Below are 25152 nucleotides of genomic sequence, written 5' to 3' on the forward strand. Positions count from 1 at the left end.
AAAAGAAAGTACAGAATGGCAAACTGGTAGCGCCCACGCGCAGTTCGGCGTCAAGGGAAAAGATAAAGATTTTTTACAGCCGAAATTTTTATCCTTACCCATTAACCATCAAAATCGGTGGAGATGCCAGTATTAAACCGAAACATCTCTCTTTCCTGATTGGAGGCACCTGCAAACTCACTAAGGGCAACCTAACACAGTAATCAAAGGGTGGAGATGTCGCTTTTATCTGGCAACCATCCGCTAAAACTGTAAATTATAGGGGAAGAGTGGATGAACAACGCCAAAGTAAGAATCTACGAATTATCAAAGGAATTGAATTTGGATAACAAAGAGCTATTAGCAATTTGCGACCAGCTCAACATCGCGGTCAAAAGTCATAGCAGCACGATTACAGAATCCGAAGCGGAACTGATTCGTGCCGAAGCCGAAAAACTCGGAACCATGAATCGACCCAGAAAGGATCATACTGCCAACAGTCATAAACCAAATTCATCTCAACCTGGCGGACGCAATCGACCTGCTGCACCTAACAAACAACAAATTTTGGAAATACGTAAACCTACAGTATTGAAAAGTCCTAATTCGAGCGCCCCAGAGGCGTCATCTGTTACTAATAACCCACTTGCTTCTTCTGAGGCTTCCCTTTCTTCTCCACCTCGCCCCCTCGCAACTCCTGTCTCACCCATGAAGCCCACGGCTCCTACTCGACCTGTTCCCCGGAATTTGTCTGAGACCCCGGAAAAACCTCCCGTAACAGACGCAGACCAGACAGCCACAGCTAACAACAACCCACCTGTGGCAAAAACACCCAAGCCTGAAGTGACTGCATCCGGAAAACCTAATCGCTCAGAAAAGCCACAGAAGCCCCAACTGTCGGCTCCACCAGCGCGTCCTCTGACAGAAACAGAGCAAGAACAAGAGCAACCACAACAACCTCTTGCCTCTGCGACCTTGAGTGTGTCCGAAAAACCGATTCTCAAGCGCGATCGCGACCAACGAGAGCAACCCAAAGGTAAAGGAAATAAACCAAATCCCGGAGAACTCCCATCAGGTGCACCGCCACAAAAACCTGTACGTTCCTCCGCAGGGGCGCCCACAAAATCAGAAGGCAGAGTCAGTAGACCTGCACCAGTGGGCGGTGGTGATGTCCAACGTCCTTCTCGACCAGGGCGACCCCAGCCGGCATCAGCCTCTGCGCCCATCGCCATGTCACCCAGACCTGTTCTGGTTGCACCAGTGCGACCCGAAGCCACCACTTCTGTGCCTGATGATGATGACACTCCAGATACGGAAGTCATTGAACTTAAACGTCCAACTCCACCCCGTCTGGCAAAAGGTGGTAAAAAGTGGCAAGAGGAAGAAATTGACGAACTCAAAGATAAGGCTGCGAAGGCTGCACCTAAAGGTAAGCGACTCAAGCCCATCGTCGATGACTTTGAAGATGAAGATTTCCTTGATGATGAGGACGATGATGCGCCCAGTATCACCCAGGTCAGTAACGCGATCGTCAGACCACCTAAACCCAAGGCAGCTAAACCTAGTCAGCCAATAATGGCATCAGCCCCCACGACTAGGAAAAAGCCCAGTGCTCCCCGTGACAAAAATAATCGGCATAACAACAATAATCGAGAAAGCACGGAACAAAAACGGGAGCGTCCAGAAGTTCTCATGGTTACAGGTCCGATGACCGTACAAGAACTAGCTGATGGTCTAGTAATCGCTGATACGGAAATTGTCAAAATCCTCTTCATCAAGGGTTTAGCGGTAAGTATTACCCACAATTTAGATATTCCCACCATTACAATGGTGGCAAAAGAGCTAGAGGTGGAAGTCGAGACCCAAGAGCCAGAAGCTGAAGCTCGTAAAGTCACGGAAATGATTGACGTTGCTGACCTAGAATATCTGCATCGTCGTCCCCCAGTAGTGACAATCATGGGTCACGTAGACCACGGGAAAACTACCCTTCTCGACTCCATCCGCAAAACTAAAGTCGCAGCCGGGGAAGCAGGTGGTATTACCCAACACATTGGTGCTTACCACGTAGATATCGAGCATGGTGGCAAGGAACAGCAGATTGTCTTCCTCGATACTCCCGGTCACGAAGCTTTCACCGCTATGCGGGCACGAGGCGCGCGGGTGACAGACATTGCCATTCTTGTAGTTGCGGCTGATGACGGTGTGCGTCCTCAAACCGTCGAAGCAATCAGCCACGCCCAAGCCGCAGGAGTGCCGATTGTTGTGGCTATCAACAAAATTGATAAGGAATCAGCCCAACCAGATCGAGTCAAACAGGAATTAACTCAATACGGCTTAACCCCAGAGGAATGGGGTGGCGATACCATCATGGTTCCAGTCAGTGCTATTCGGGGTGAAAACCTTGATACCTTGCTGGAAATGATTCTCTTAGTGGCAGAAGTTGCTGAACTCTCAGCGAACCCAGACCGTTTAGCCAGAGGTACAGTCATTGAAGCTCACCTTGACAAGGCTAAAGGTGCTGTGGCAACCCTGTTAATTCAGAATGGGACACTGCACGTTGGCGATTTGTTAGTGGCAGGACCAGTTTTTGGTAAGGTTCGTGCCATGGTTGACGATCGCGGTAAACGAGTTGATGTTGCCTCCCCATCCTTTGCCGTGGAAGTCCTTGGTTTAAGTGATGTCCCAGCAGCCGGAGATGAATTTGAGGTGTTTGCTGTCGAGAAAGAAGCCAGAAACTTGGCAGCCAAACGTGCTGAGAAGCAACGCCAATCTCGCTTGATGCAAGGACGTGTCACCCTCACAAGTATTTCTGCTCAAGCTCAGGAAGGCGAGTTGAAAGAACTCAACTTAATCCTCAAGTCAGACGTACAAGGTTCCCTAGAAGCAATCGTGGGTGCATTGAGGCAAATTCCCCAAAACGAAGTACAAATTCGTATGCTGCTCTCTGCTGCTGGTGAAATTACTCAAACTGACATTGACTTAGCTGCGGCAAGTGGTGCGGTAATTATCGGTTTCAATACCACCTACGCCAGTGGAGCCAGATCTGCCGCCGACGAGGCAGGGGTAGATGTTCGAGAGTACGATATCATCTACAAACTCTTAGAAGATATTCAAGGTGCTTTAGAAGGTCTCTTAGAGCCAGAATTGGTGGAAGAACCCCTGGGACAAGCCGAAGTTCGTGCTGTCTTCCCTGTCGGACGCGGAGCAGTGGCTGGTTGCTATGTCCAAAATGGCAAACTGCTGCGTAACTGTCGGATTCGAGTTCGCCGTGGTGGTAAAGTCCTCTACGAAGGTGGACTAGATTCCCTGAAACGGATGAAGGAAGATTCCAAGGAAGTCAACACTGGCTTTGAGTGCGGTGTTGGTGTCGATAGGTTCAATGATTGGGTAGAAGGCGATATTATTGAAGCCTTCCAAATGGTGACAAAACGCCGGAGCCTGACTTTGACAAGGTAAAACTCCTGAGGAAGAGAGTTACTTCTCTTCCTTAGAGTCCTTGATAAGTATTACAATTGATAATGTCAAGAATAACAATTAATTATTTTTTGATTGGGGACTGGCGATAGAGCTAAGCTCTACCGAAGCGGTGAACGCTGTCCTATGTATTTAATGTCATTGGGTAAAGACTTCCCAGTCAAAGAAAATTTCCCGCAGTATGACAGGTTTAAAGTCAAATATTTATTTCCAATCAAGACTATTCTCAAATACAGTCTAGAAACCAGTTTAAAAGCAGCAAATTATACATTATCTTCTACAGGCTGAGTGTATTCTATACACATGAGAATTGGAATTGGTATAGGAAATCAGAACAATTGTGGAGAAACCATGGCTCAAACTTCCCTCAATTCAACTCCCCAAAACCCACTGATAAATGGAGAGCATCAGTCACCCTACGATACAGAGATTTGGTACAGTCTCAAATGCGCGATCGCTGCTAGTTCAGGTTTTCAAGGTTGGCAACTTGAACGAGAAACACAACTGCAAAGCTTAAATCTAGAACAGCAAGTCCAAAAATATTTACGGGAAACCTTAGAAAATCTCGCTTACTAAAAAAGTAGTACAATGCAACAATATCAGTAGCAGCAGAGTTGACGGTATGATAAGACTGTAGCTTGTCAGTTCAACTATTGCTGCTTATTTGCATTTTTACCAATAATTACAATCTTAATCAACACAGACTGTTTTTCGACTTGATATCATGACGGATGGTGCGGGAATCTTAATTGAACCAGAGGAAATTATTAACTTTCTCAAAAGTAAATTTTATTTTCGAGGAATACATCAAGAGATTATTATTCAAAAGTTAATTCAGCAAACAGCTCAAGCAGAAAAAATCATCGTTACTACAGAAGAAATAGAACTAGAAGCAGAAAAGCAACGACGGGAAAAAGGTTTAGAAAAAGTCCAAGACACCTTAGATTGGTTAGATAGGGAATTAATTCACCCCAGTGATTGGGAAAATAGCATTTATCATCAGATTTTGGCTGAGAAATTAGCACATATCCTATTTGCTTCAGAGGTTGAAAAGTTTTTTGTCCAAAATCGGCAGGATTTTGAGCAAGTAAGGCTTTACGAAATACTGCTTCAAGATGCCAAGCTAGCACAAGAACTTTACTATCAATTAGTCGAAAAAGAAATTAGTTTCTATGAAGCTGCCCATATTTATGAAATCGATGAGTTGAGAAAGTATCAATGTGGATATGTGGGTAAAGTATATCGATGGCAACTTGCTCCAGAGCTAGCAACAGTTGTATTTAATGCACTACCCACACATATTATTGAACCAATCAAAACAACAGCAGGTTATCATTTATTGATGGTGGAAGAATTCTTAAATGCAGAATTAACACCTCAACGATACCAAGAAATTCTCAATCACTTATTTCAGCAATGGTTAAAACAGGAACTTGGGAATTAGTCTCACCAAACCCAGGGTATCAGCTTCTAGGACAAATTTTTATTTAAAAACTTTCCCCAACCAATGTAAATACTGCCCAGTTTAATGGTTCAGGGTGTTTTTTCATAGTTGTCAGCATTGCTTTTCTTAAAGCTGTAGCTTTGTCAGGATATACAAAAACTTAAACTATTTTTATCTCTGCCTAGGAAATTCTGTGACAGATAGTTGCATAATCCCTATCAAGACATAAAAAAAAGGTGGAAACATCCACCCTAAGTCAAGATTTACAGCAATAAAAATTAATTCTTTGTTTGAGAAGCAGTTGGTTGGGGAATCGTAACATCAATTGGTGTCACCTGGCTAGCTAGTTGCGTCAGGGGTGGATTAATATCCTTTTGATTACCAACAACTAAAGTCACCATTTTGTCTGGTTGTAGATACTTTTTCGCCACCCTTTGCACATCTGCGACGGTGGTATTAGCAACTGCTTTTTGATAACGGAAAAGGAAATCGCTAGGATAGCCGTAATATTCATAGCGCATTAACCGAGAGAGAATTTCCCCCGTATCTTCAAAATTGAAAACAAAGGAATTGAGGGTTGACTCCTTAGCAAAAGCTAATTCCTTCTCACCTACAGGTTCAGTTTGCAAGCGTTTGATTTCGGCTTGAATTGCCTTAACAAACTGTACCGTTGCTGATGAGCGGGTTTGCCCCCCGGCAATGTACACCCCTGGATAATCAAAACGGGGACTCCAATAACCATAGACAGAATAGGCTAAACCTTGGCGCGATCGCACTTCATTAAATAAACGTCCACCAAACCCATTCATTACCCCATTCATCACATCTAAAGCTGCATAGTCAGGGCTATTTAATAATCCACCCAAATGTCCAATTAGAATACTACTTTGGGTTAATTCTGGTTGATTGATAAAGAAGACTCCCCCTTTCTGTGCTTGGGAAACTTCGGGTAGTTGTGGTTTCTGGAGTTGGGGATTAGCTTGCCAATCACCAAATTTAGCATTAATTAAAGCCTTCATTTTTTGAGGTTGAAAATCTCCGGCAATCCCCAAAATCATATTATTGGGATAGTAATATTGCCGATAGAATTTCAGTAAATCCTCACGATTAATCTGATTCAGGGTTGCATATTCTGTTGTGCGTGCGTAGGGGCTATCTTTGCCGTAAATTAACTTTTGAAATTCCCTACCAGCAATATCATCGGGATCATCATTGCGACGAGCAATACCACCCCGTTGCTGGGTTTTAAATAACTCAATTTTATCTTGGGTGAAAGCTGGTTCGCGCAACACCTCGGCAAATAAATTAAATACCGTTTCTGCATCTTCTGTGAGAGATTCAAAACCAGCACTACCGACACCTTCACCCATCCCAGTTTCCACTGTGGCAGCTTTTTGCTCTAGAATCTCATTTAATTCATCTGCCGTATGCTTGGTAGTGCCACCACTACGCATCACCTCTCCCACAGCTTGGGCTAAACCTACTTTTTCCCCAGGTTCGAGGCGATCGCCAGTCCGAATCATCATGGTGCCACCAATCACAGGCAATTCATGATTTTCTACCAAATAGACAACCATGCCATTTTTCAGGGTGTACCGCTCATATTTCGGTAATTTCACCTCTGGCAAAGGCGGGTATTTGATATCGGTATAATACTTTGCTGCCGATGCTGCCCAAGAAAAATTGAAAGTAGAACAGACAAGGGCAAAACACAGCAGTAAGGAATAAATCAAACTTTTTTTCTGCAACATCTGCTGTTTACCCGGCAATTTAAATCTGTACATATTCTGAGGATAGCTTTTATTCATCCTGATTATTTTTCCTTTAGCTTATTTTTTGGAAATCAACTTTCCGACGGTACGATTTTCCGGAACAAATGTTGCTTGGGCAACTCTTTGAATATCTGCTGGTTTGACTGCGGCAATCAAATCTAATTGTTTAAATAAATTGCGCCAGGAGCCTGTTTTAATTTCATATTCTAGTAACTGTTGTGCCATACCAGAATTAGAATTGAGGGATTTAATCAGTTCCGCTTTGATATTAGTTTTAACTCGCTCTAAATCCTTCACCGCTACAGCTTCTGTTTTTAAACGCTCGATTTCTTGACGCAAAGCTACTGCCACTTGTTCAACAGTTTTACCTGGAGCAGTCAGGGCATAAAATAACATTAAGTTTGGGTATTTATCCCCAGGAAAACCACTAAATCCTTGGGCTGATAGGGCTAATTGTTGTTTTTCTACTAAGGATTTATACAAGCGGGATGTGCGTCCATCGCTCAGTAATCTACCAATTACCTCATAAACTGCATTATCTGGATGGGTGACTGCTGGACGATGGTAGCCTTCTAAATACCAGGGTTGGGATGCTAGTTGAAGAGTGATTTCCCTGGGTGCGGTTTGCTTCGGTTCGGGAGAAATTTTGCTGACAGTTTTACTGCGGGATTTATAACGTCCGAAATAGGTTTCTGCCAGTTGTTTTACCTGCTGGGGGTTGACATCTCCGACAACGGCGATCGTGAGATTACTGGGTGCGTAGTAACTGGCAAAGAATTTTCTGACATCCTCAGTAGTCAGATTACGGATATCCTCATCGTAACCAATAACTGGACGGCGATAGGGATGCACCTTGAAAGCAGCATCTGTAAATTTTTCTACCATCAAACCAATGGGAGAATTTTCGACTCGCATCCGTCTTTCTTCTAAAATCACCTGCTTTTCTTTATAAAATTCTCGGAAAACTGGATCGAGAAATCTATCAGATTCTAAGGACATCCATAATTCCAACTTATTTGCGGGAAAGCTATAAAAATAACGAGTTGCTTCTGTGGAAGTATTCGCATTTAAACCCACACCTCCAGCTTGCTCTACAATCCGCCCCAATTCATTTTGGATAGAAATTGTCGCTGCTTTTGCCTCGATTTGTTGGAATTCTGCTTCCAGTTTGGCTAGTTCTGGTTTTTTTCCCGCAGCTTTCGCGGCTTTAATTTGGCTTGCTAACTGATCTAAACGCTCTAGGAGTGGTTTTTCCTGCTTGTAATCTTTTGTACCAATCCTGCTGGTTCCTTTGAAAGCTAAATGTTCCAGAAAGTGCGCCACTCCCGTTTTTCCTACTGGCTCATCTATTCCACCGACATCAGCATAGGTAAGAAAAGAAACAACTGGTGCTTGATGACGTTCTAAAACAATAAACTTCATGCCGTTGGCAAGACGAAATTCTGTGAGATTTTTAACTACCTGATCGAGATAGGGTTGAATCGAAGTCTTTTGAGGAGGTGCTGCTGTTTGGGCAAAAGCCACGGTAGGAGAAAATCCCCACCAGAGAGTGAGTGCTAACAGTAGCGTGGTGACAAGTCGATTGATTTTGGTTTTCATCGCTGATTGATTGGTTTTGTGGGAGATGTTGTGCAAAAAATTATCTAGGAGTTCTTTGTTCGATTCACATTTGTTTACAGATTTCGCAGACTTTTTACTGATTTACTAGGGGATAAGGGCGTTAATCTTGTATTAAGGTTTCTGTGCTTTTTGTACTCGAAGTTAGACAATAATGCTACGAGTCCTGTTCCGGATATTTCACTATAACCGTTATGCGAGTTTTTAATTCTCCTCCACCTTCCGAGGCACAAACACGTAGTCGTATTTTACAGGCGGCACAGCGTTTATTTGCCTCCCAAGGCTTTGATGGTACAACAACCCGTGATTTAGCACAGGCAGCAGGTGTAGCAGAAGGTACACTCTTCCGTCATTTTGCCAATAAAAAGGCGATTTTGGTAGAGGTAGCAACTGCTGGGTGGGTAGAAATTCTCACAGACTTGCTGACAGAGTTGAGTGAGATGGGTAGCTATAAAGCTGTGGCTCAGGTGATGCGTCGCAGAATGTGGAATATGCAGAAAAATGCCGATTTGATGCGAGTCTGCTTTATGGAAGCACAGTTTCACCCTGATTTGCGCGATCGCATTCAGTCAGAGGTAATTGGGAAAATGACAGATGTGGCGGAAGCTTTCTTCCAAACAGCTATGGATAAAGGAGTTTACCGCAAAATGGATGCGAATCTCGTTGCCAAAGTTTTCTTGGGAATGTTTGCGATCGCGGGTTTTTCTGACAACACCTTGGTAAATGCTAATGCTTCTCCTCAAGATATTCAGCACATGGCGGAAGGGCTGGCTGATATCTTTTTAAATGGGGTATTAGAAAATAAATAAAACCTATGAGCAATATTTAGAGTGTTTACTGCTCATCCAAAAATCAATCATCCCCAATTATCTTGCTCCCTTCCCTTTGCTTTTTTCTACCCTATCCCCCAATTACCTTTGCTTCCTGACTCCACCGTTGAATTAACTCCACCGGGGGACATAAATCCCGTCGCTGCATAGTCGCAACTTGTAAACGCATAATTTGTCTTTGCAAGCGATGAATCGGCATTTCTGCTAACTGTCCCGTGGAAATTATGCCTGTATGCAGCAATAAACCGCAATATTGCGTACCCACACTGGGGATTCTTGCTAAATCAGCTAAAGCAACCCACTTATTGATATGCTGCAAATGAATTTGTAGTTTACCTGCTAAAGCGATTCGTGCTTGTGTGGTTCTGGTTTGTTGTAATAAAACCAGGGTTGTGAGAATACCGCAATCTTTGAGATTGACTTGTTCTTCTGTACTTAATCCTGGTAATTGCTCTATTGACCAACTACAGGCTGAGATAGTTCTCACCCTGATTTGCTTTTTAGGAGACATTTCTAAAATTGAGAAATGATATACCCCTATATTCTGGCAAATTTATGTAATTACTAGATATCAAAAAAACATATTCAGACTATCTTAAAAATAGAAGTTACAAACAGAATTATGGATGTTATCAATCCTTGCCATAGGGGTATTCAGAAAATAACACCTCAGAATTCAGTTCTCTTTGTAATTTCTTTCCCTACTGTTGGATTCAGGTCAATGTATTATTTAAAGCACCAAGCAACAATGCACAAGATTCTTTTGATATTCATCTTGCTCATCCTAGGTGGGGGGTTAGGAAGTTGTAATATGGGTACAAATAGTACTTCCCCAGAAAAAACTGAGTCTCAAGAGGTTGAAACCCAAGGGACTCCCGATGATGACGACGAGAATAAAGACAAAAATAATACCCAGGAAAAACGTCAAAATGATGACGATGACGACGATGAGAAAAAAGGGAAAAAAGGTAATAAAGATTACCAGAATCAGCGTAAAAATGACGATGATAATGACTAGCTAAGTCACAGATTTTACTCTGCAATTACTCCATAAAATGCCCATGTTGCCCTTAGAAATAGATAATTCGCTCCTGGAAACTCTGCGTCAGCGTCGTCAAAATTTACATAGATTAGTAGACTTTCCCGTAGTTTTATGGTCAGGGGGTAGTACTGCGCGTAATTTCCCTGCAAATATTTTTCCCTTCCGTGCTAGTAGCCATTTTCTTTACTTTACGGGGTTGCCTTTACGGAATGCAGCTATCCGTCTGCAAGGGGGAAATTTAGAATTATTCCTGGATGAAGCACCTGCGAGTAATGCTTTATGGTACGGAGAAACACCTTCCATAGAAGAAATAGGGGCAAAAATTGGTGCTATTGCTGTCTACCCCATGGCAGAATTAGCCCAAAGGGTGACAGATGCAGCCACGATCGCCGTCCAAGATGCTGCTACATGGACATTACAATCACAGTTACTAAATCGCTGGGTTTTACCGCAACAACCTCCCCAGGATATTGACTGGCAACTGGCAAAGGCAATTATTCAGCTACGGCTGACCCATGATACAGGTGCTATCGCAGAATTACGTAAAGCATCGGAGGTGACTGTGGCGGCACACAGAGCGGGAATGCTTGCTGTGAGGTCATCCCAGGGAGAATCCCAGGTGCGGGCAGCTATGGAGCAGGTAATTATGGCACATAACATGACCACTGCTTACAGTAGTATTGTCACTGTCCATGGGGAGGTGTTACATAATGATAGCTACCATCATTCCCTCACCCCTGGGAATTTATTATTGGCAGATGTGGGGGCAGAAACACCTGGAGGATGGGCAGCAGATATTACCCGAACTTTCCCCGTAAATGGGAAGTTTTCACCCACCCAAAGGGCAATTTATCAGGTAATTTGGGCAGCACAACAAGCCGCGATCGCCATGGTTAAACCCGGTATAGAATATGCAGATGTGCATCGGGAAGCTTGTCTGGCGATCGCCAGTGGTTTAGTTGATTTGGGAATTCTGCGGGGGGAAGCGGAGGATTTGGTGCATAAAAATCTCCATGCGTTATTTTTTCCCCACGGAATCGGACATTTACTCGGTTTAGATGTCCATGATATGGAAGATTTGGGGGATTTAGCTGGGTATGGTGAGGGAAGAACCCGTAGCGATCGCTTTGGTTTAAGTTATCTACGTCTTAACCGTCCCCTAGAACCGGGAATGTTAGTCACCATTGAACCGGGATTTTACCAAGTCCCCGCTATCCTCAATGACCCCAAAGTCCGCTCCCAGTACCAATATTTGGTGAATTGGGAACGTCTAGCAGAGTTTGCCGATGTCCGAGGAATCCGCATCGAAGATGATGTCCTAGTCACCAGTAATGGACATGAAGTGTTAACTGCTGCTCTCCCCAGTCAAATAGATATGGTAGAGGAGTTGGTACAGCAGGGTTAAAATAATTCGTAATTCGTAATTCGTAAAAAGTTAGTTAATGGCAAAATTCTCGACTTATCCCATAAATTGGGAATTTTCTAAACAAACTTCTGGATAAACTCATACATCAAATCTACCCGACCCTTACGTAACATTGCGGGGTCGAGTCTTTCCGTGGTGTTGCAAGTCATGAGAATTACTAGACGTTGATTTATCTGAATACCAGAATCATCTATTACACTCTGGTATAAAGTACCATCCAGTAAACTGAGAATATGCTCGGTTTTATTATTAGACTGGGCAATTTCGCTGGAACGGTTTTGAGCCAGGTTATCTGCTTCGTTAATAATAATACAGATTTTCTCTAAGTAGGTCGGTGGAACAAAGTTGGCGATCGCGTCATGGTCGAGAATGAAAATTACATACCCCAGGGGGACTAAAATTTCCTTAGCAACCGCTTGTGTCCACGCAGTTTTACCTGTTCCCGGTTCTCCATGAACTAACACAGCTAACTGTTGTTGATCAAGAATTGCTTGCTGTACGTTATCAGTAAAACTCTGAATATCTGCGGGAAAACTGCGAATTGAAAATTGACTGTGAACCTTACCAACTCGACTCTGATATCCACTCAACATCACCGCTAAATCATAGGTAGCTTTATTGATTAAGGGAGTGAGATTTTTCGCCATTAAGGTATATTGTCGCTTACCTCGGTCATAGGGGTCAATTTGCAGCCAAATATCATGTTTTGACCAGTAAGCATACACAGTATTAATCACATCTAAGCGTTCCCAATTCAGAAATCTATCTACTGGGAAATAGAACTCTCGCTCAGAATAGTATTGAGTAATAATATCTGGAGCAGCAAGCAAATTTAAAACCCGTAAAACAGTAATTTCTTGTAGTCTATTTAAAACATATTCAATAGGAATACTATTGCGACTGACAAATTGGACAATGGGTGTTTCTGTGGCAATAACTTCTTTGTAGCGGTAATCAGGATAAATAGGTTCTGGAGTAATAAAATTCCAGTATTTTTCTACTTCATAGCGGGTATTTTCTGAAGCTAAATTCAATAAGTTTGCCCACCATGCATAATTATTTCGCCCTAGGGTTTCAGCCAAATTACTCACCAAATTGAAGGTTTTTTGACTTAATTCCCGTGAATCCTTTGACATTAACTCGGCAAAATAACCAAAATCAAATTCTCGCTGCAAAGGTCGCCAACCACTGGCAAGTAAACCTTGGCGATTATTAGTATTATTGGGTACGTTGTCTTGAGTTCTAAAATAGTCAAATTCCATTTTCTGATTTGGTTGTGGGTATTATTTTATAAATATGTCGGTAATATGTCGGTAAAAATTATATTTGTAGAGCTACAGAAATTTATCTTTAATAATATTCACCTGGATATTCTATCTAAATACTGAGGACATTTCTTGGTTTGTTAACAGGATTTATAGATAAAACCCTTATACACTTACATCTCTATTTGCAATTATCAGGGTGAAAATTTGTATACTCCTTGAACTTACTGACAAATATACCTTTGAAAATATCTCTACTGACTTCAGTAAATAGGGTTTGGCGATCAAAGTATAAACTACTTGCGTGTAAGTTGTCAGAGCCAAGCGTTCATCACTCAAAAATAACTCCGCTAGTGAGCTACTACGCACTCTTTAAAGGATAGCTGCTTTCAAGCCAACCTCCTAGGTTCTCTGTTATTTTCTTGCTTCTCGCCCGTTATTATAGGATAACGGTAACTTTCCTCTCGTACTAGTGTATGTAAGCTCTAACGGTTGGGACACGCAAGCAGGAAATTTGCAAGTTTAAAAATAAGGTTTTCTTTGATTATCTTGTATTACATTGTAGTATGCGAGTGGTCTGTTGTCAAGTTGCATAATGTCTGCTGAGAGTCAAGCTTTTTGAGGTGGGAGTTATGGTGATAATAAGTGACTTAAAACACTCCAAATTTAAGTATATTACTGAAATGAATATTGTTTAATATCTGTGCAATCAATCATTCAATAAGGTTTGTCTCTAATAATTCTTCGAGATGATGTTTCATAGCCTTTGTATCTGGGCATACTAAGCAAGGGAAAATCCTGGATACAAATATTACATTAACAAGCAAAAATGAAATTTACCTCTACTTCCCTTGTCTTTTTGGGTATGATGACTGTCTTTGCGACAACTCCTCAAGTGAATGCTCAAGTAGTTGCACCAGTGGTGGTTGCGGAAAATAACGCCATACAACTGCTCAATCAAGGTGTCAAAAAAGCTGATGCGGGAGATTTTGCCAGTGCGATCGCCGATTTTACCGCCGCAATTCAGTTAAATCCTCGCTATTCCCTAGCATACTACAACCGAGGCTTGACTTACTATGACCAAGGAAACTACAAAGCAGCGCTAGAAGACTATAACCAAGCCATTCAAATTAACCAAAACTGGGGTAAAATCACTATTTTCAGCGCATACCTGAACCGGGGAAATATCCTGGATGATATGGGAGATAGTAAGGGGGCGATCGCGGACTATAATCAGGGGATTAAAATGCAGCCCCGTGACTCTTTAATTTATTACAATCGTGGTCTAGCTTATTATAATCTTGGAGATAAAAAATCTGCCCTGGCTGATTACACAAAAGCCATTAAATTAAATAATTGGACAGATAGCGGAGCTTATATTGCCTATCTGAATCGTGGTAATATTTACTCAGAAATGGATAATACGGAAGCCGCTTTAGCAGATTATACTCAAGCAATTCGTTTCAAGCCAGATTACGCTTTAGCCTATAAAAATCGCGGTGTTCTCTATTTAGATATGGGAGAACAACAGTTGGGAATGCAAGATTTACAAAAATCTGCTGAGTTCTATCAACAACAAGGTAATCGGAAAAAATACGAGCAAGTGTTACAGATTCTCAAGGAAACTCAGAAGTAAAAATTCACTCGACATCCTAGACACAGTACGCACCATGGGGGAATATTGTCAAAATCCCCCGAATTTGTTTGTGGGGATTCTCCTACACACTTTGCATTTATATCGGAGTGGGAGACTGCTGAGTCGGTGTCGGTGTCGGTGTCGGTGTGGTAGCATCCTTCAATAATATTGCTGGTACTTTTTGTACTCTTCCTTCTAGGGGTCTAACTTTTTCAACTAACTTGATAAACTGGTCGTAGTTAGGAATTTTTGCAGCTGGAACATAACCAGAATCGCTCGTAATATCACTGGGTGCATCATTCATCGCTTTTTGGATTTCCTGCTGACGATTGCGATCAACTGTGGGTGCAAGGAGAACCACACCAGAGGGAATCCACCGACTCGTATGTAAAACTCTTAACTTCGTTGTTGAAAACTCTCGTTGATAGGTTTCAAAATCCTTTTCTGATAATGCACCAGCATCCACGGTGTTATTGCTAATCCATTCCAAGACAGTTTTGGGAGTAGGTGCAAACTTAATTTCCTTGAGGGTTAAACCATAGAGGTCATATAAGGGTACATAATAACCGGAGGCGGAACCAATTTCACCCAGGGCGATGGTTTTATTGCTCAGGTCGCTAATTTTTCGCAATGGTTGCTCATCACGTACAATAATCACAGCACGTTGACGATTATTAACGCCTTCCATGGAAAATAGGGGAATGTAAAGTTCTTTGCCAATGGCGATCGCTGCTAAACCGGGAGGAGCAAAAACGATATCCCATTTTTTATGATTAATTTGCTCTAAAGCTTGTTGCTCATTATAGGCTGGTTCAAGTTCGACAATGGATTTTGTGGCAGCAGCAATATGATTTTTGAAGCGTTCGTATTTACCCAGGGAAACACTTCCGTCACCATAGCTGATCACACCCACTGTTAACTTCTCGGAAATATTATTTGTCTCGGAAGTAGTGCAACCAATGGTAAGTATACTAACTAGCAAGCTAATTTTGAGAGTCAACCAGGGACGAGAAACCATAGAATTGGAGAGTGATAAGGCTGAGATGAGCAGGGAGTGCGGTGAGTGGCTGCAAGATACAATTATTCTAGTGAGTTGACTGATTTCTCAGTTCCCAATCGGGAAAAAAGTTACATTACTTTTCACTACCGATAATGTAAATTTCTCCTAGAATTTGCCCAAACCAAGTGCAGCTAAATTGTCAAAGGATACGGAGAATTTCAATTGTAGCGATAGAACTCCGTTCCGCTACGCGATCGCCAGTTAGAAATAATGTTAATCTAGGACGGTTTACCTCTCTACAGGGATTTTTAACTAACTCGAGGGTTTAAATCTCCGTCACAAAACGTAATTACGAATTATTTTAACCTGATCTACAACGTCCAACTCATATTATATTAATTTTGAATTTTGAATTCCGCGTAGCAGTACACCCCCCTTTTTTCGGTAAACTGGTAATGACCAGAAAATAGTCACCCATTCCCTCACAGCAGTTAGTGATAGTCAGTCGATACCAATTGAAGTTATGGCAGGACATAGTAAATGGGCAAATATTAAACGCCAAAAAGCCGTAGTAGATGCTAAAAAAGGCAAAACTTTTACGCAACTATCACGAGCAATTATTGTTGCTGTACGCAATGGTATCCCCGATCCCGCAGGAAATTTCCAATTACGCACCGCAATTGAGAAAGCCAAAGCCGCAGGCATCCCTAATGATAATATTGAAAGAGCGATCGCCAAGGGTGCGGGAACTTTTGCTAGTGATGCTAACTTTGAATCTATTCGCTATGAAGGTTATGGTCCCGGTGGTGTAGCAATTTTGATAGAAGCCTTCACTGATAATCGTAACCGTACTGCTGCGGATTTGCGGGCAGCTTTCAGTAAAAACGGCGGTAATTTGGGTGAAACTGGTTGTGTTAGTTGGATGTTTTCCCAAAAAGGAGTCTGTACAATTACGGGAGTCACTGAGGAAGAAAAGTTACTAGAAGCTTCCTTAGAAGGTGGGGCAGAATCCTATGAGATGGCAGAAACCGACATTGCAGAAGTGATCACAGAAATCTCTAATTTAGAAACCCTCAGTCAAACCCTAAAAAATCAAGGTTTTGTTGTCACAGAGATGGAAATGCGATGGATTCCTGATAACCATGTGGAAGTTACAGAATCCGAGCAAGCGCGATCGCTGCTGAAATTGATTGATACCCTAGAAGGATTAGACGACGTGCAAAATGTCACCGCTAATTTTGAAATGGCAGAACAGCTAATGGTTGCAATGGCTTAGGTGTCAAAGTATGCATTCCCTAACCTTTGGGTTAGACTATATGTCATCCTTTGAATACGGGTGTATAAAAACTGCTATATGGCGAATAAGTTATTGGAGCGATCGCTCGCAGTCGGATTTATTACGGTATGTCTATTCTTTGGTGTAGGTATCGGTGTTGCCATTCGTATGGGCAGACTCGAAGCATCCGATGGGAAAACATCACCAAGTGATTCCTTACCCATCCTACCACCAATTCAAGAAGAGCAGATATTTCAGGAAAATATTACCATCCAAGCTGTGGGAGATATTATTCCCGGAACCAATTATCCCACCCATAAATTACCCCGCGATCGCAATCAGTTAATTCCCCAATCTGTGAGAAAATATTTGCAACGGGCGGATATTCTCTTTGGTAATTTTGAAAGTAGCTTAACCAATCATCCCTACGCTGCCAAAGATATCAGTAAAGGTAATTATTTTGCCTTCCGTTCTCCCCCTGCATACGCAAAACTATTTGCAGATACGGGATTTGATGTTTTGAATATTGCCAATAATCATGCCCTAGATTTCGGTGTCGTCGGATTTGCTGATACCGTCAAACATCTCTCAGCAGTAGGAATTGAAACCTTGGGACATAAAGACCAAATCTTACTGATGGATGCCAAAAACCAAAAAGTTGCCATGATTGGTTTTGCTCCCTACAACAAGTATAACTCTATCCATGATTTAAAAACAGCCCAAGGCATGGTCAAAACCGCCAAAAAAAAGGCTGATATCGTCGTTGTTTCCATGCACGCAGGAGCAGAAGGAACAAGGGCACTACGGGTAAAAAATAAAACAGAATTCTTTGGTAGTGAAAACCGAGGTAACTCTATCAAATTTGCCCGCACCATGATTGATAGTGGAGCAGATTTAGTTATAGGTCATGGTCCCCATGTACCCAGAGCTATGGAAATATATAAAGGGAAGTTAATTGCCTATTCCTTGGGTAATTTTCTCGGATACCGTACCCTCTCCACCAAAGCCCAAACAGGTTACTCCATGATATTGGAAGTCACATTAAATTCCAAGGGTGATTTAGTCGGAGCCAAAATTATTCCCGTGCATATGGATAGACTGGGAATTCCCCGTATCGATAAGCATTTTCGCACTGTGGGGTTAGTGCGTTATCTCATTAGTCAAGACTTCCCCGATAACTCTGTGGAAATCAATCAACGGGGAGAATTAGTCTTAACCGAATAACTATATTTTACCGTAGTGGTTTACCGTATAAGTTGTGATAGGTAAAAAAACCGTAGTGAGAGTGTCTCGCTCCCTGATTTTAGGAAGCTGACAAGACTACCCTCGAAGGAAGTCAAGAGATACCCACTGTATAAACTATATAAACTATCAAAATTAATGCGATAGACCACTAATACTAATTCCCATCCTACCCTGAATCACAGATTCTACCTTATTAGCAAGCTGCTATGGGAAAGTCATAACTCACACTGTTAAACCAATCACACTTAGTAAATCGTGCCAATCAGCACCTAGCCATGCAGTAATTTTAGTGAGATGGGGCTGGAGTCTTCCTATAGTAGATGCAAATCCTTCGGCTTTTTTGGCATATTTCAAAGCTCGATTTAAGGCATCACCCACCTCATCTCGATCTGGCTGTGGCTTATTTAGCTCTTCCTGGACATCAGCAAAGGCATTGTCAATTTTACGACGGTCTGGAGTTTCTAATTTGGCTATTATTTCAAGTAGGTTGTTGATTTCTGCTTCTATGTTGACGCTTGCAGGTGCAGGTAAACTGGCTTGTTGAAAATTGATGTTTGCAGTGCTGTTGTTTCCCGTGATAATTGCGCCACCTGTAACATTATTACCAACAGAAACAGAGCGGTTTTGTCCGCCTTTGTTGTTATTATTCATACTATTAGAATCGTCAGATTTGACAGGATTTGGTGGTGTTTCAGTCTGATAACGCCGTCGCCGAATTTTTATTTCTGGGGTTGCGTATTCGGGAATTCCCTGCAAATCAATGGAAGTACAACCCATTTGAAAACAATCTTCATAATTCATCCCCGCCCCCAAAGCAGTATAAAATCCGATGCTAAATTTAATTGCGGTTTTATCGCCAATCGCTTGATTCATGCCCACCACGCAATCAATATGTTGATGAATAGAATCAGCTTGTGCTTCGCTATAGCAGGCGTTAAGTAAAACACATTCAACTTGTTGCTGAAACAAATCAAATAGCTTTGCCAAGGCTTGGGTACTGACAAGTTGCATGTTGCCAAAATTATCTTCCAAGGCTAATCCATCCGTACCAGAACCGTGTCCGGAAAAGTGAACAATTGTTGGTTGATGGTGAGACAAAAAGCGGGTTAAATCATCCACTCGTACCGCAGATTCTGTGATGATTTGAAAGTCGTCTCGATGGGGAGATATAGCAAATGTGTTTTTGATTTCCCGCACTTCTTCATCTAGGCGCAGATTTGGTGTGTTTTTGGGGTTGGCGGAGAGGATGAGGATTTTTTTCACGATGTTATTTATATGTGGTTTTTAAACAGATTGAGTGTAAGTAGAACGGCTTAAATAATTCACGCTATGTCATTGCGAATGAAACGAAGTGGAATGAAGCAATCGCAACGGTTTTGACGATTTTACAATCTGTTACATAGTTAGGTTTATTCTCACCGACTTACTTATATCTTCCGAAAATATGTGGCTTATTACAAGGTATCTACAATCTTTCTTCGCACTTACGAAACAATAGACATGATACCCTATGAGCTTTTAGACACTTGGTGGTAAAATTCTGCTTGTACTACACTCTAAGCTTTTTGTACAAAAGTTTTAAGTGTTTATGCGAAAGTTCTACCTCCGTGAACGCTTCGCAATTTTAATTAATCAGGGGTATTAAAAATGCTTAAGGCCAGAAAATTACCAATTCCGACTACTGACTCCGATCTACGCGAACTTTTTTCGGACTATAAAGAAATTGATATAGTTTCTATAGAGATTGAAGGTGATGAGAGTATTGCTTATGTGAAGTTACGCAATGATGAAGATGAAAAGGATGCTATTAAAAAACTGAATAGATCATTATGGCGTGGTAACCGCATTTATGTTGATACATTCAGAGGAGATAAGCGCTCGAAAAGTGACCCAGTAAGCGGGGATAATAAAAACAAGGAACCTGAAAGCAAAGATAATTAAAAGAAGTGACAACAAGCTAGTTCATTCTTACATATATATAGGAGTAATGGCGTTGCTGATTCAGGGGATGATTTTGGTGATTTTTAGACGAAATAATAATACTTTCAGCCTCTAGTTCATCCCGCATTTATGCAACGCCGGAGTAATTAAGCATATGGATCAAGTTCTATTAATCAATCAAAAAATTCTATATATAGGAGCAAACTCCAGTGAGAAAAATCTAAATATGGAGATAAATAATGAGTCAGAGGCAATTCAAAGATTGATGGATGCAAACGACAGTAAATTTTGGGTAGATTTACGACTTATTGGAATGGTTACTCAAGTTTCTGAGGCAATTCAGAGAAAAACTTCTCCTCAAATTATTCATATTTCTGGGCACGCCACAGAAGAAGGCAAAATCGATATTATCGATAAACAAGACCCGAACAAAGGAGAACATTTAGAACCTGACACTCTAGTAGAATTTTTGAAAAATGCTGGGAATGTAAACTGTGTGCTTCTCAATTTTTGCTACTCAAGAAAAGCTGCCGATTTAATTGCTAAAGAAGCTCAAAATGTTGGGTGTGTGATTGGAATAAATGGTGATATTGATAGTACAGCCGCAGTTGACTTTTCTAAAGCCTTTTACAAAAGTTTGCAAGGCAAAATTCTCAACAATCAAAGCGTTATAGTTGAGGCATTTTCAAAAGGGCGAGCTGCTGCTTCGCAAATAACCAAAAAAGATGCATACATTTTATTTAGCGGTACTTTCAAGAAGGTCGTCTCGATATCTTGTTTGGGAGATGTACCTGGTTATAGATTCTTGGATGGTAGAACAAGAGAGGGAACTGTTGGACTAGCGCCTAGTACAACAGGGTTATTTACTGGCACTAGATGGGAAATTAATGAGCTTTCTTCTAGTGGTAATACTACTGTCATAACATTGGAGTGTTTAGGAGATGTACCTGGTTATAGATTCTTGGATGGTAGAACAAGAGAGGGAACTGTTGGACTAGCGCCTAGTACAACAGGGGTATTTACTGGCACTAGATGGGAAATGAATGAGCTTTCTTCTAGTGGTAATACTACTGTTGTAACATTGAAGTGTTTAGGAGATGTAGAGGGTCCTAGATTTTTGAATGGTAAAATAGCAGATGAAATTGTTGAACTAGTACATAGTACAGAGGGATTGTCTAGCACTAAATGGGAAATCATGTTGATATCTTGATATCTTGATTTGAACATATAAAACATGTATCAATTACATAATGTTTTTAAACTATTTGCTTGAGTGTTCAAATAATTGCTGACCTGGTTGCACCCTTTTTCTAGCAACTTCTTCAAACTAATATCTGACACATCCCATAACAAAACAAGCCCATCTTCACCAGCAGACACTAACCATTTGCCATCGCTACTGAAACTCACAGTATTTACCGAAGCTGTATGTCCATTCAGAGTTGTGATTAGCGTTCCATCCCGTTGCCAAAGCTTGATTGTCTTGTCGCTACTAGCGGAAGCAATTATTTTTCCATTGGGACTAAAGCTGGCTTCAAGTACCGAAGCTGTGTGTCCGCTTAGAGTTGTAATTAACCTTCCATCTCGTTGCCAAAGCTTTATTGTGTTGTCACCAGCAGTGATGATCGTTTGCCCATCGGCACTGAAACCAACAGACGGAATTTGACTTGTATGTGCTTGCCATCTTCTAAGCTCTTTACCTTCAAGACTCCACAATTTTACGGTTTTGTCATCGCCCGCAGTGGCAATTGTATGTCCGTCAGAACTAAAAGCCACACTCAACACTCTAGAGCTTCCTTTTTCTAGGGTTATAAGTTCTTTAGCATCTAAACTCCAAAGTTTCGCGGTTCCATCAGCACTGGCAGAAGCAAGGATCTGTCCGTCAGGACTTAAGCTAAGGGACAAGACCCTATCTTTGTGCTTTCCAAGTATTTTCGAGGGTTGTCCGTCACGCCAAAGCTTGATTGTGCCGTCATCACCACCACTAACAATAGTTTTTCCATCTTGACTGAAACTAACGGCATTGACCGAACCTTTATGCCCTATCAGGGTAGAAAGTAACTTACCGTCTTGATTCCAGATCCTCACCGTTCCATCAGAACTTGCACTCGCAATTCGTTTACCATCCTGGCTGAACTTTGCGCCAAGCATATCGCCCTGTCCAACCAAAACAGTAAGCAGACTTCGATTTACCCGCCAAAGCTTTGTAATGCCATCTTTACCAGCAGTCGCAAGTATCTTTCCATCTGGACTAAAAGCTACACTGGGAATTGCTCCTTCATGACCTACCCAAGTATCCAGTAATCTGCCATCTTGTGCCCAGAGTCTTATGGTTCCATCCATACTACCGGAAGCAATTGTTTGTCCATCCTTACTGAAACTAACGCTCCATACCTCACTCCGCAAGGTTCCAGGGGGTTTAAAAGTCTTTAAAAGCTCACCCTTTTGATTCCAAAGCTTCACTGTTCCATCTATACTACCAGTGACAAAAAAGCTACCGTCAGGGCTGAAATCTGCACTCACAGCAATGCCAGAGAGTTTATCGAGGGTTTTTAGTAGCTTCTTGCCATCTTGGCTCCAGAGCTTTACCGTTTTGTCATCACTGACCGTGATCATGCGATCGCCTTGAGGGCTAAAACTCACTTGCCTTACTACGTCCTGATGTCCGCTCAGGGTAGAGACTATTTGACCATCCAGTTGCCACAATTTTGCGGTTTTGTCAGCGCTAGCTGTAGCAATCTTGTTTCCATCCCGGCTAAAACTGACACTCATAATCGGATCTTTGTGAGCTTGAATCAGTTGTATCAAATTACCATTGCTGTCCCAAAGCCTGACTGTTCCATCCAGACTGCCAGAAGCAATCGTTTTTCCATCAGGACTAAAACGGACGCTCCTAACCTCTTGTGTATGTCCTTTCAAAATTTTAAATAAACTTCCATCCCGTCGCCATAACCTTACTGTGCGATCAGAACTGGCTGTAGCAAGCATTGTACCATCCGGGCTAAAGCTAACATTCTGAACATTGTCTGTATGTCCTTGCAAGCGGTTTTGCTCTCTCACCCACTTCACGGACTTTGCCAAATTTGTCACAACATTAGCCTTGACCAGTGGGTCGGTGATGCCTCCAGGCAATTTTTGTAAACGCTTACCTGCTTTTAATGCATCAATCAGCGCGTCAAACGAATTTCGGTTCGCCATAAAATTAGCTTTTGAAGATTGGCTCAAAGCCTGAATTTGACCGACTTCTGCTTGCCTCCATTGATATCCAGCAAAAATCGCGAATCCCGCAAAGAATACTGATGCAACCGAGGTTATTACAATCTGACGTTTTCTTGCTTCTTCCTCTTGTTTTTGGTGGCGATCGCGCACTTCCACACTAGCTTGAATAAACTCTTGCTCGCCTACGCTAATATCTTCTCGCCGTTGTTTTAGCTTTTCAGAAGCCTCCGCCAACGCTGCACCCCGCAACAATGCCCCTTCATCCCGTTGTGTCTGTTCCCATTGATACATTGTGGAGCGTAAACGGTCTTGCCAAGCTCGAAAACAGCGATCTGCATCCATCCATTGCCGTAGTTCACCCCAATTACGGATTAACGCTTCATGGACAACTTCTACTGTTTCTTGGTTAGCAGAATTTTGACTAGTAACTACTAATCGATTATCCGCCAACTGTTTCACCAATTCCCATCTGGGTTCACCCAATTCAGCTTTTGTCGCTAGTCGTCGTGTATCCTCCGTTCCTTCCCCCGGACGCACCAACTGGATAAAAATTCGCCGCACCTGTTCTTGTTCAGTGGCACTCAACTTACTATAATTCTCATCTGCATGACGAGCCAAAGCACCTTTTACCTCACCAATTTCCTCATAAGCTGCATGAGTTAACTGTTTACCCGTTCGCCGCTTCCACAACTGAGTTAACGCAAACTCTAAAAGAGGTAAATTCCCCGGTTCATCTTCCACATCATCCAAAATGCGTTCCACCAGTCCATCTTGAAATGTCACACTCAACTTAGAAACAGGCTTTTCAATCACTTGTGAAAGTTCCTCACGATTCATCGGTCCCAGCTTGATGTCAGCATTTTGCAACACATCTGCAAGTGGACGATAGGAGAGGAGATTCCCCAAGAAATCCGCCCGCATGGTTCCAACCAGCACAGTATTATTGTCAGGATTTTTAGGGTCAGATTGAAAGCAAGCTAATAAAGTATCTAGAAAACTATGGCGAATTTTCTGATCCGTACACAAAGTATAAAGTTCTTCCAATTGGTCGGCAATCAACAACACCCGATGATTGGGATGCTGGCGCTGGATATGGGAAAATATATCAGGAAGAGTAACCTTATTCTCGTAAAAATACTTAGCTAATGCTCGTGCTTGGGCAATTTGCACAGTCGGATCACCAGATGTGTAAAGTGGAACCAGTGACTCAGCCAGAGCATAAAAAGGATCTGAACCAGGACGGAAGTGAGTAAATAGCCAGTTACCTTCTTTTTGCAGCTTTGGTACTAATCCCGCCAACACCACCGAAGATTTACCGCTTCCCGACGCACCCAACACGGGTATAAAGTTACGGGTTTGAGTCGCTGCAAACAGTTCTTCGACAAATACCTCACGCCCAAAGAAAAACTCCGCATCATCGGGACCAAAGTGGAACAAACCGCGATAAGGACAGGGAAGACTTTCATCAGGAGTATCCGTAGAGTCAATAGGTAATACTGTTGTATTTTCACGGTAGTAGTAATTGGTGATGGTGATAGTAGCAGTGTTCCTATCTCCAGTCATAATAGCGCTGCTGAGGGCACTCCCTCCCACGTTGGCACTGCGGTTCTCCTCTATCATTTTCTCCTCACTTACTGATGGCTTGTGCTAATTTCATTCGTCACATTGATATAGTTATCAGTGAAATCAACATATGCACCCAGAGGAGTATTTCAGAACACACAGCTTTCTTCTGGTAATTCTACCCTGACAGCTTTTCTGCTTTTTTCCGCAAATTCTATGTATTTTTTTTAGCATTCGCCCAGCACGTTGCTTTTTTTATGGAGTGAATGTTTACCCAAAATGCGCTCCTCTCTTGCCTATATTTAGCTTCCCAATTTCTGCAAAAAGTATCAAATTGAAAAGAATTATACCAAGTTACCTTCTGTCGTATTAGTTTGAAGTAGGTGAGATTGCTTCCTTACGCTGAGTCGCAAAGCGACACGC

Annotated in this window: 18 protein-coding genes; 11 read left to right on the forward strand and 7 right to left on the reverse strand. The window is 42.1% G+C overall.

The genetic code is table 11. The annotated features are described in order from the left end of the window. Window positions 1-273 precede the first annotated feature (273 nt). The 3 genes from infB (at window position 274) to IJ00_RS19800 (ending at window position 4897) form a co-directional block, all read left to right on the forward strand. Window positions 274-3435, forward strand: coding sequence for a translation initiation factor IF-2 (infB, locus tag IJ00_RS19790; RefSeq protein WP_035155864.1), 3162 nt, complete (start codon window positions 274-276; stop codon window positions 3433-3435). A gap of 369 nt (window positions 3436-3804) precedes the next feature. After that, a complete protein-coding gene (locus tag IJ00_RS19795; protein WP_035155867.1) occupies window positions 3805-4029 on the forward strand; it encodes a hypothetical protein in 225 nt (74 codons plus the stop codon). A gap of 148 nt (window positions 4030-4177) precedes the next feature. After that, window positions 4178-4897, forward strand: coding sequence for a peptidylprolyl isomerase (locus IJ00_RS19800; RefSeq protein WP_035155870.1), 720 nt, complete (start codon window positions 4178-4180; stop codon window positions 4895-4897). Window positions 4898-5175: 278 nt separating this feature from the next. On the opposite strand, the gene IJ00_RS19805 is transcribed toward IJ00_RS19800, so the two are convergent. Together IJ00_RS19805 and IJ00_RS19810 are read right to left on the reverse strand one after the other, a co-directional pair. Then, window positions 5176-6648, reverse strand: coding sequence for a pitrilysin family protein (locus IJ00_RS19805; RefSeq protein ID WP_082127462.1), 1473 nt, complete (start codon window positions 6646-6648; stop codon window positions 5176-5178). 78 nt (window positions 6649-6726) lie between these two features. After that, window positions 6727-8268 (reverse strand): pitrilysin family protein, encoded by a 1542-nt coding sequence (locus IJ00_RS19810; RefSeq protein ID WP_035155873.1) that lies wholly within the window; start codon window positions 8266-8268, stop codon window positions 6727-6729. A 212-nt stretch (window positions 8269-8480) separates the two neighbouring features. Here IJ00_RS19810 and IJ00_RS19815 point away from each other — a divergent pair, with 212 nt between their 5' ends. Next, window positions 8481-9095 carry a TetR/AcrR family transcriptional regulator gene (locus IJ00_RS19815; protein ID WP_035155874.1) on the forward strand — a complete coding sequence of 205 codons (615 nt, stop codon included), beginning with the start codon at window positions 8481-8483 and terminating at the stop codon, window positions 9093-9095. Between the two features lie 91 nt (window positions 9096-9186). Here IJ00_RS19815 and IJ00_RS19820 read toward each other — a convergent pair whose 3' ends face one another. Continuing rightward, window positions 9187-9627: a DUF4332 domain-containing protein gene (locus IJ00_RS19820; RefSeq protein WP_035155875.1), complete on the reverse strand. Its 441-nt coding sequence runs from the start codon at window positions 9625-9627 to the stop codon at window positions 9187-9189. Between the two features lie 300 nt (window positions 9628-9927). On the opposite strand from IJ00_RS19820, the gene IJ00_RS28475 reads away from it, so the two are divergent. Further along, the gene (locus IJ00_RS28475; protein ID WP_144416061.1) at window positions 9928-10134 is read left to right on the forward strand and encodes a hypothetical protein; all 207 of its coding nucleotides are present in this window, start codon (window positions 9928-9930) and stop codon (window positions 10132-10134) included. A 43-nt stretch (window positions 10135-10177) separates the two neighbouring features. Further along, the gene (locus IJ00_RS19830; protein ID WP_035159352.1) at window positions 10178-11563 is read left to right on the forward strand and encodes an aminopeptidase P family protein; all 1386 of its coding nucleotides are present in this window, start codon (window positions 10178-10180) and stop codon (window positions 11561-11563) included. A 77-nt stretch (window positions 11564-11640) separates the two neighbouring features. Here IJ00_RS19830 and IJ00_RS19835 read toward each other — a convergent pair whose 3' ends face one another. Beyond that, window positions 11641-12846 carry an AAA family ATPase gene (locus IJ00_RS19835; protein WP_035155881.1) on the reverse strand — a complete coding sequence of 402 codons (1206 nt, stop codon included), beginning with the start codon at window positions 12844-12846 and terminating at the stop codon, window positions 11641-11643. 832 nt (window positions 12847-13678) lie between these two features. On the opposite strand from IJ00_RS19835, the gene IJ00_RS19840 reads away from it, so the two are divergent. Continuing rightward, complete coding sequence (locus IJ00_RS19840) at window positions 13679-14485, forward strand: tetratricopeptide repeat protein (protein ID WP_046814872.1); 807 nt, start codon at window positions 13679-13681, stop codon at window positions 14483-14485. 97 nt (window positions 14486-14582) lie between these two features. Here IJ00_RS19840 and IJ00_RS19845 read toward each other — a convergent pair whose 3' ends face one another. After that, window positions 14583-15503 carry a phosphate/phosphite/phosphonate ABC transporter substrate-binding protein gene (locus tag IJ00_RS19845; RefSeq protein WP_035155884.1) on the reverse strand — a complete coding sequence of 307 codons (921 nt, stop codon included), beginning with the start codon at window positions 15501-15503 and terminating at the stop codon, window positions 14583-14585. Window positions 15504-16008: 505 nt separating this feature from the next. On the opposite strand from IJ00_RS19845, the gene IJ00_RS19850 reads away from it, so the two are divergent. Next, window positions 16009-16761, forward strand: coding sequence for a YebC/PmpR family DNA-binding transcriptional regulator (locus IJ00_RS19850; RefSeq protein WP_035155888.1), 753 nt, complete (start codon window positions 16009-16011; stop codon window positions 16759-16761). 78 nt (window positions 16762-16839) lie between these two features. Continuing rightward, a complete protein-coding gene (locus IJ00_RS19855) occupies window positions 16840-17985 on the forward strand; it encodes a CapA family protein (protein WP_035155891.1) in 1146 nt (381 codons plus the stop codon). A 243-nt stretch (window positions 17986-18228) separates the two neighbouring features. On the opposite strand, the gene IJ00_RS19860 is transcribed toward IJ00_RS19855, so the two are convergent. Then, entirely contained in the window at window positions 18229-19269 is a 1041-nt protein-coding gene (locus tag IJ00_RS19860; protein ID WP_035155892.1) for a CHAT domain-containing protein, read from the reverse strand. A gap of 384 nt (window positions 19270-19653) precedes the next feature. Here IJ00_RS19860 and IJ00_RS19865 point away from each other — a divergent pair, with 384 nt between their 5' ends. Beyond that, window positions 19654-19947, forward strand: a complete 294-nt coding sequence (locus tag IJ00_RS19865) for an RNA-binding protein (protein ID WP_035155893.1) — start codon at window positions 19654-19656, stop codon at window positions 19945-19947. A 154-nt stretch (window positions 19948-20101) separates the two neighbouring features. Then, entirely contained in the window at window positions 20102-21157 is a 1056-nt protein-coding gene (locus IJ00_RS19870; protein WP_035155894.1) for a hypothetical protein, read from the forward strand. A 29-nt stretch (window positions 21158-21186) separates the two neighbouring features. On the opposite strand, the gene IJ00_RS19875 is transcribed toward IJ00_RS19870, so the two are convergent. Continuing rightward, window positions 21187-24786 (reverse strand): WD40 repeat domain-containing protein, encoded by a 3600-nt coding sequence (locus tag IJ00_RS19875; protein WP_046814873.1) that lies wholly within the window; start codon window positions 24784-24786, stop codon window positions 21187-21189. Window positions 24787-25152 lie beyond the last annotated feature (366 nt).

This window comes from Calothrix sp. 336/3 (genome assembly GCF_000734895.2).
Classification (GTDB): domain Bacteria; phylum Cyanobacteriota; class Cyanobacteriia; order Cyanobacteriales; family Nostocaceae; genus 336-3.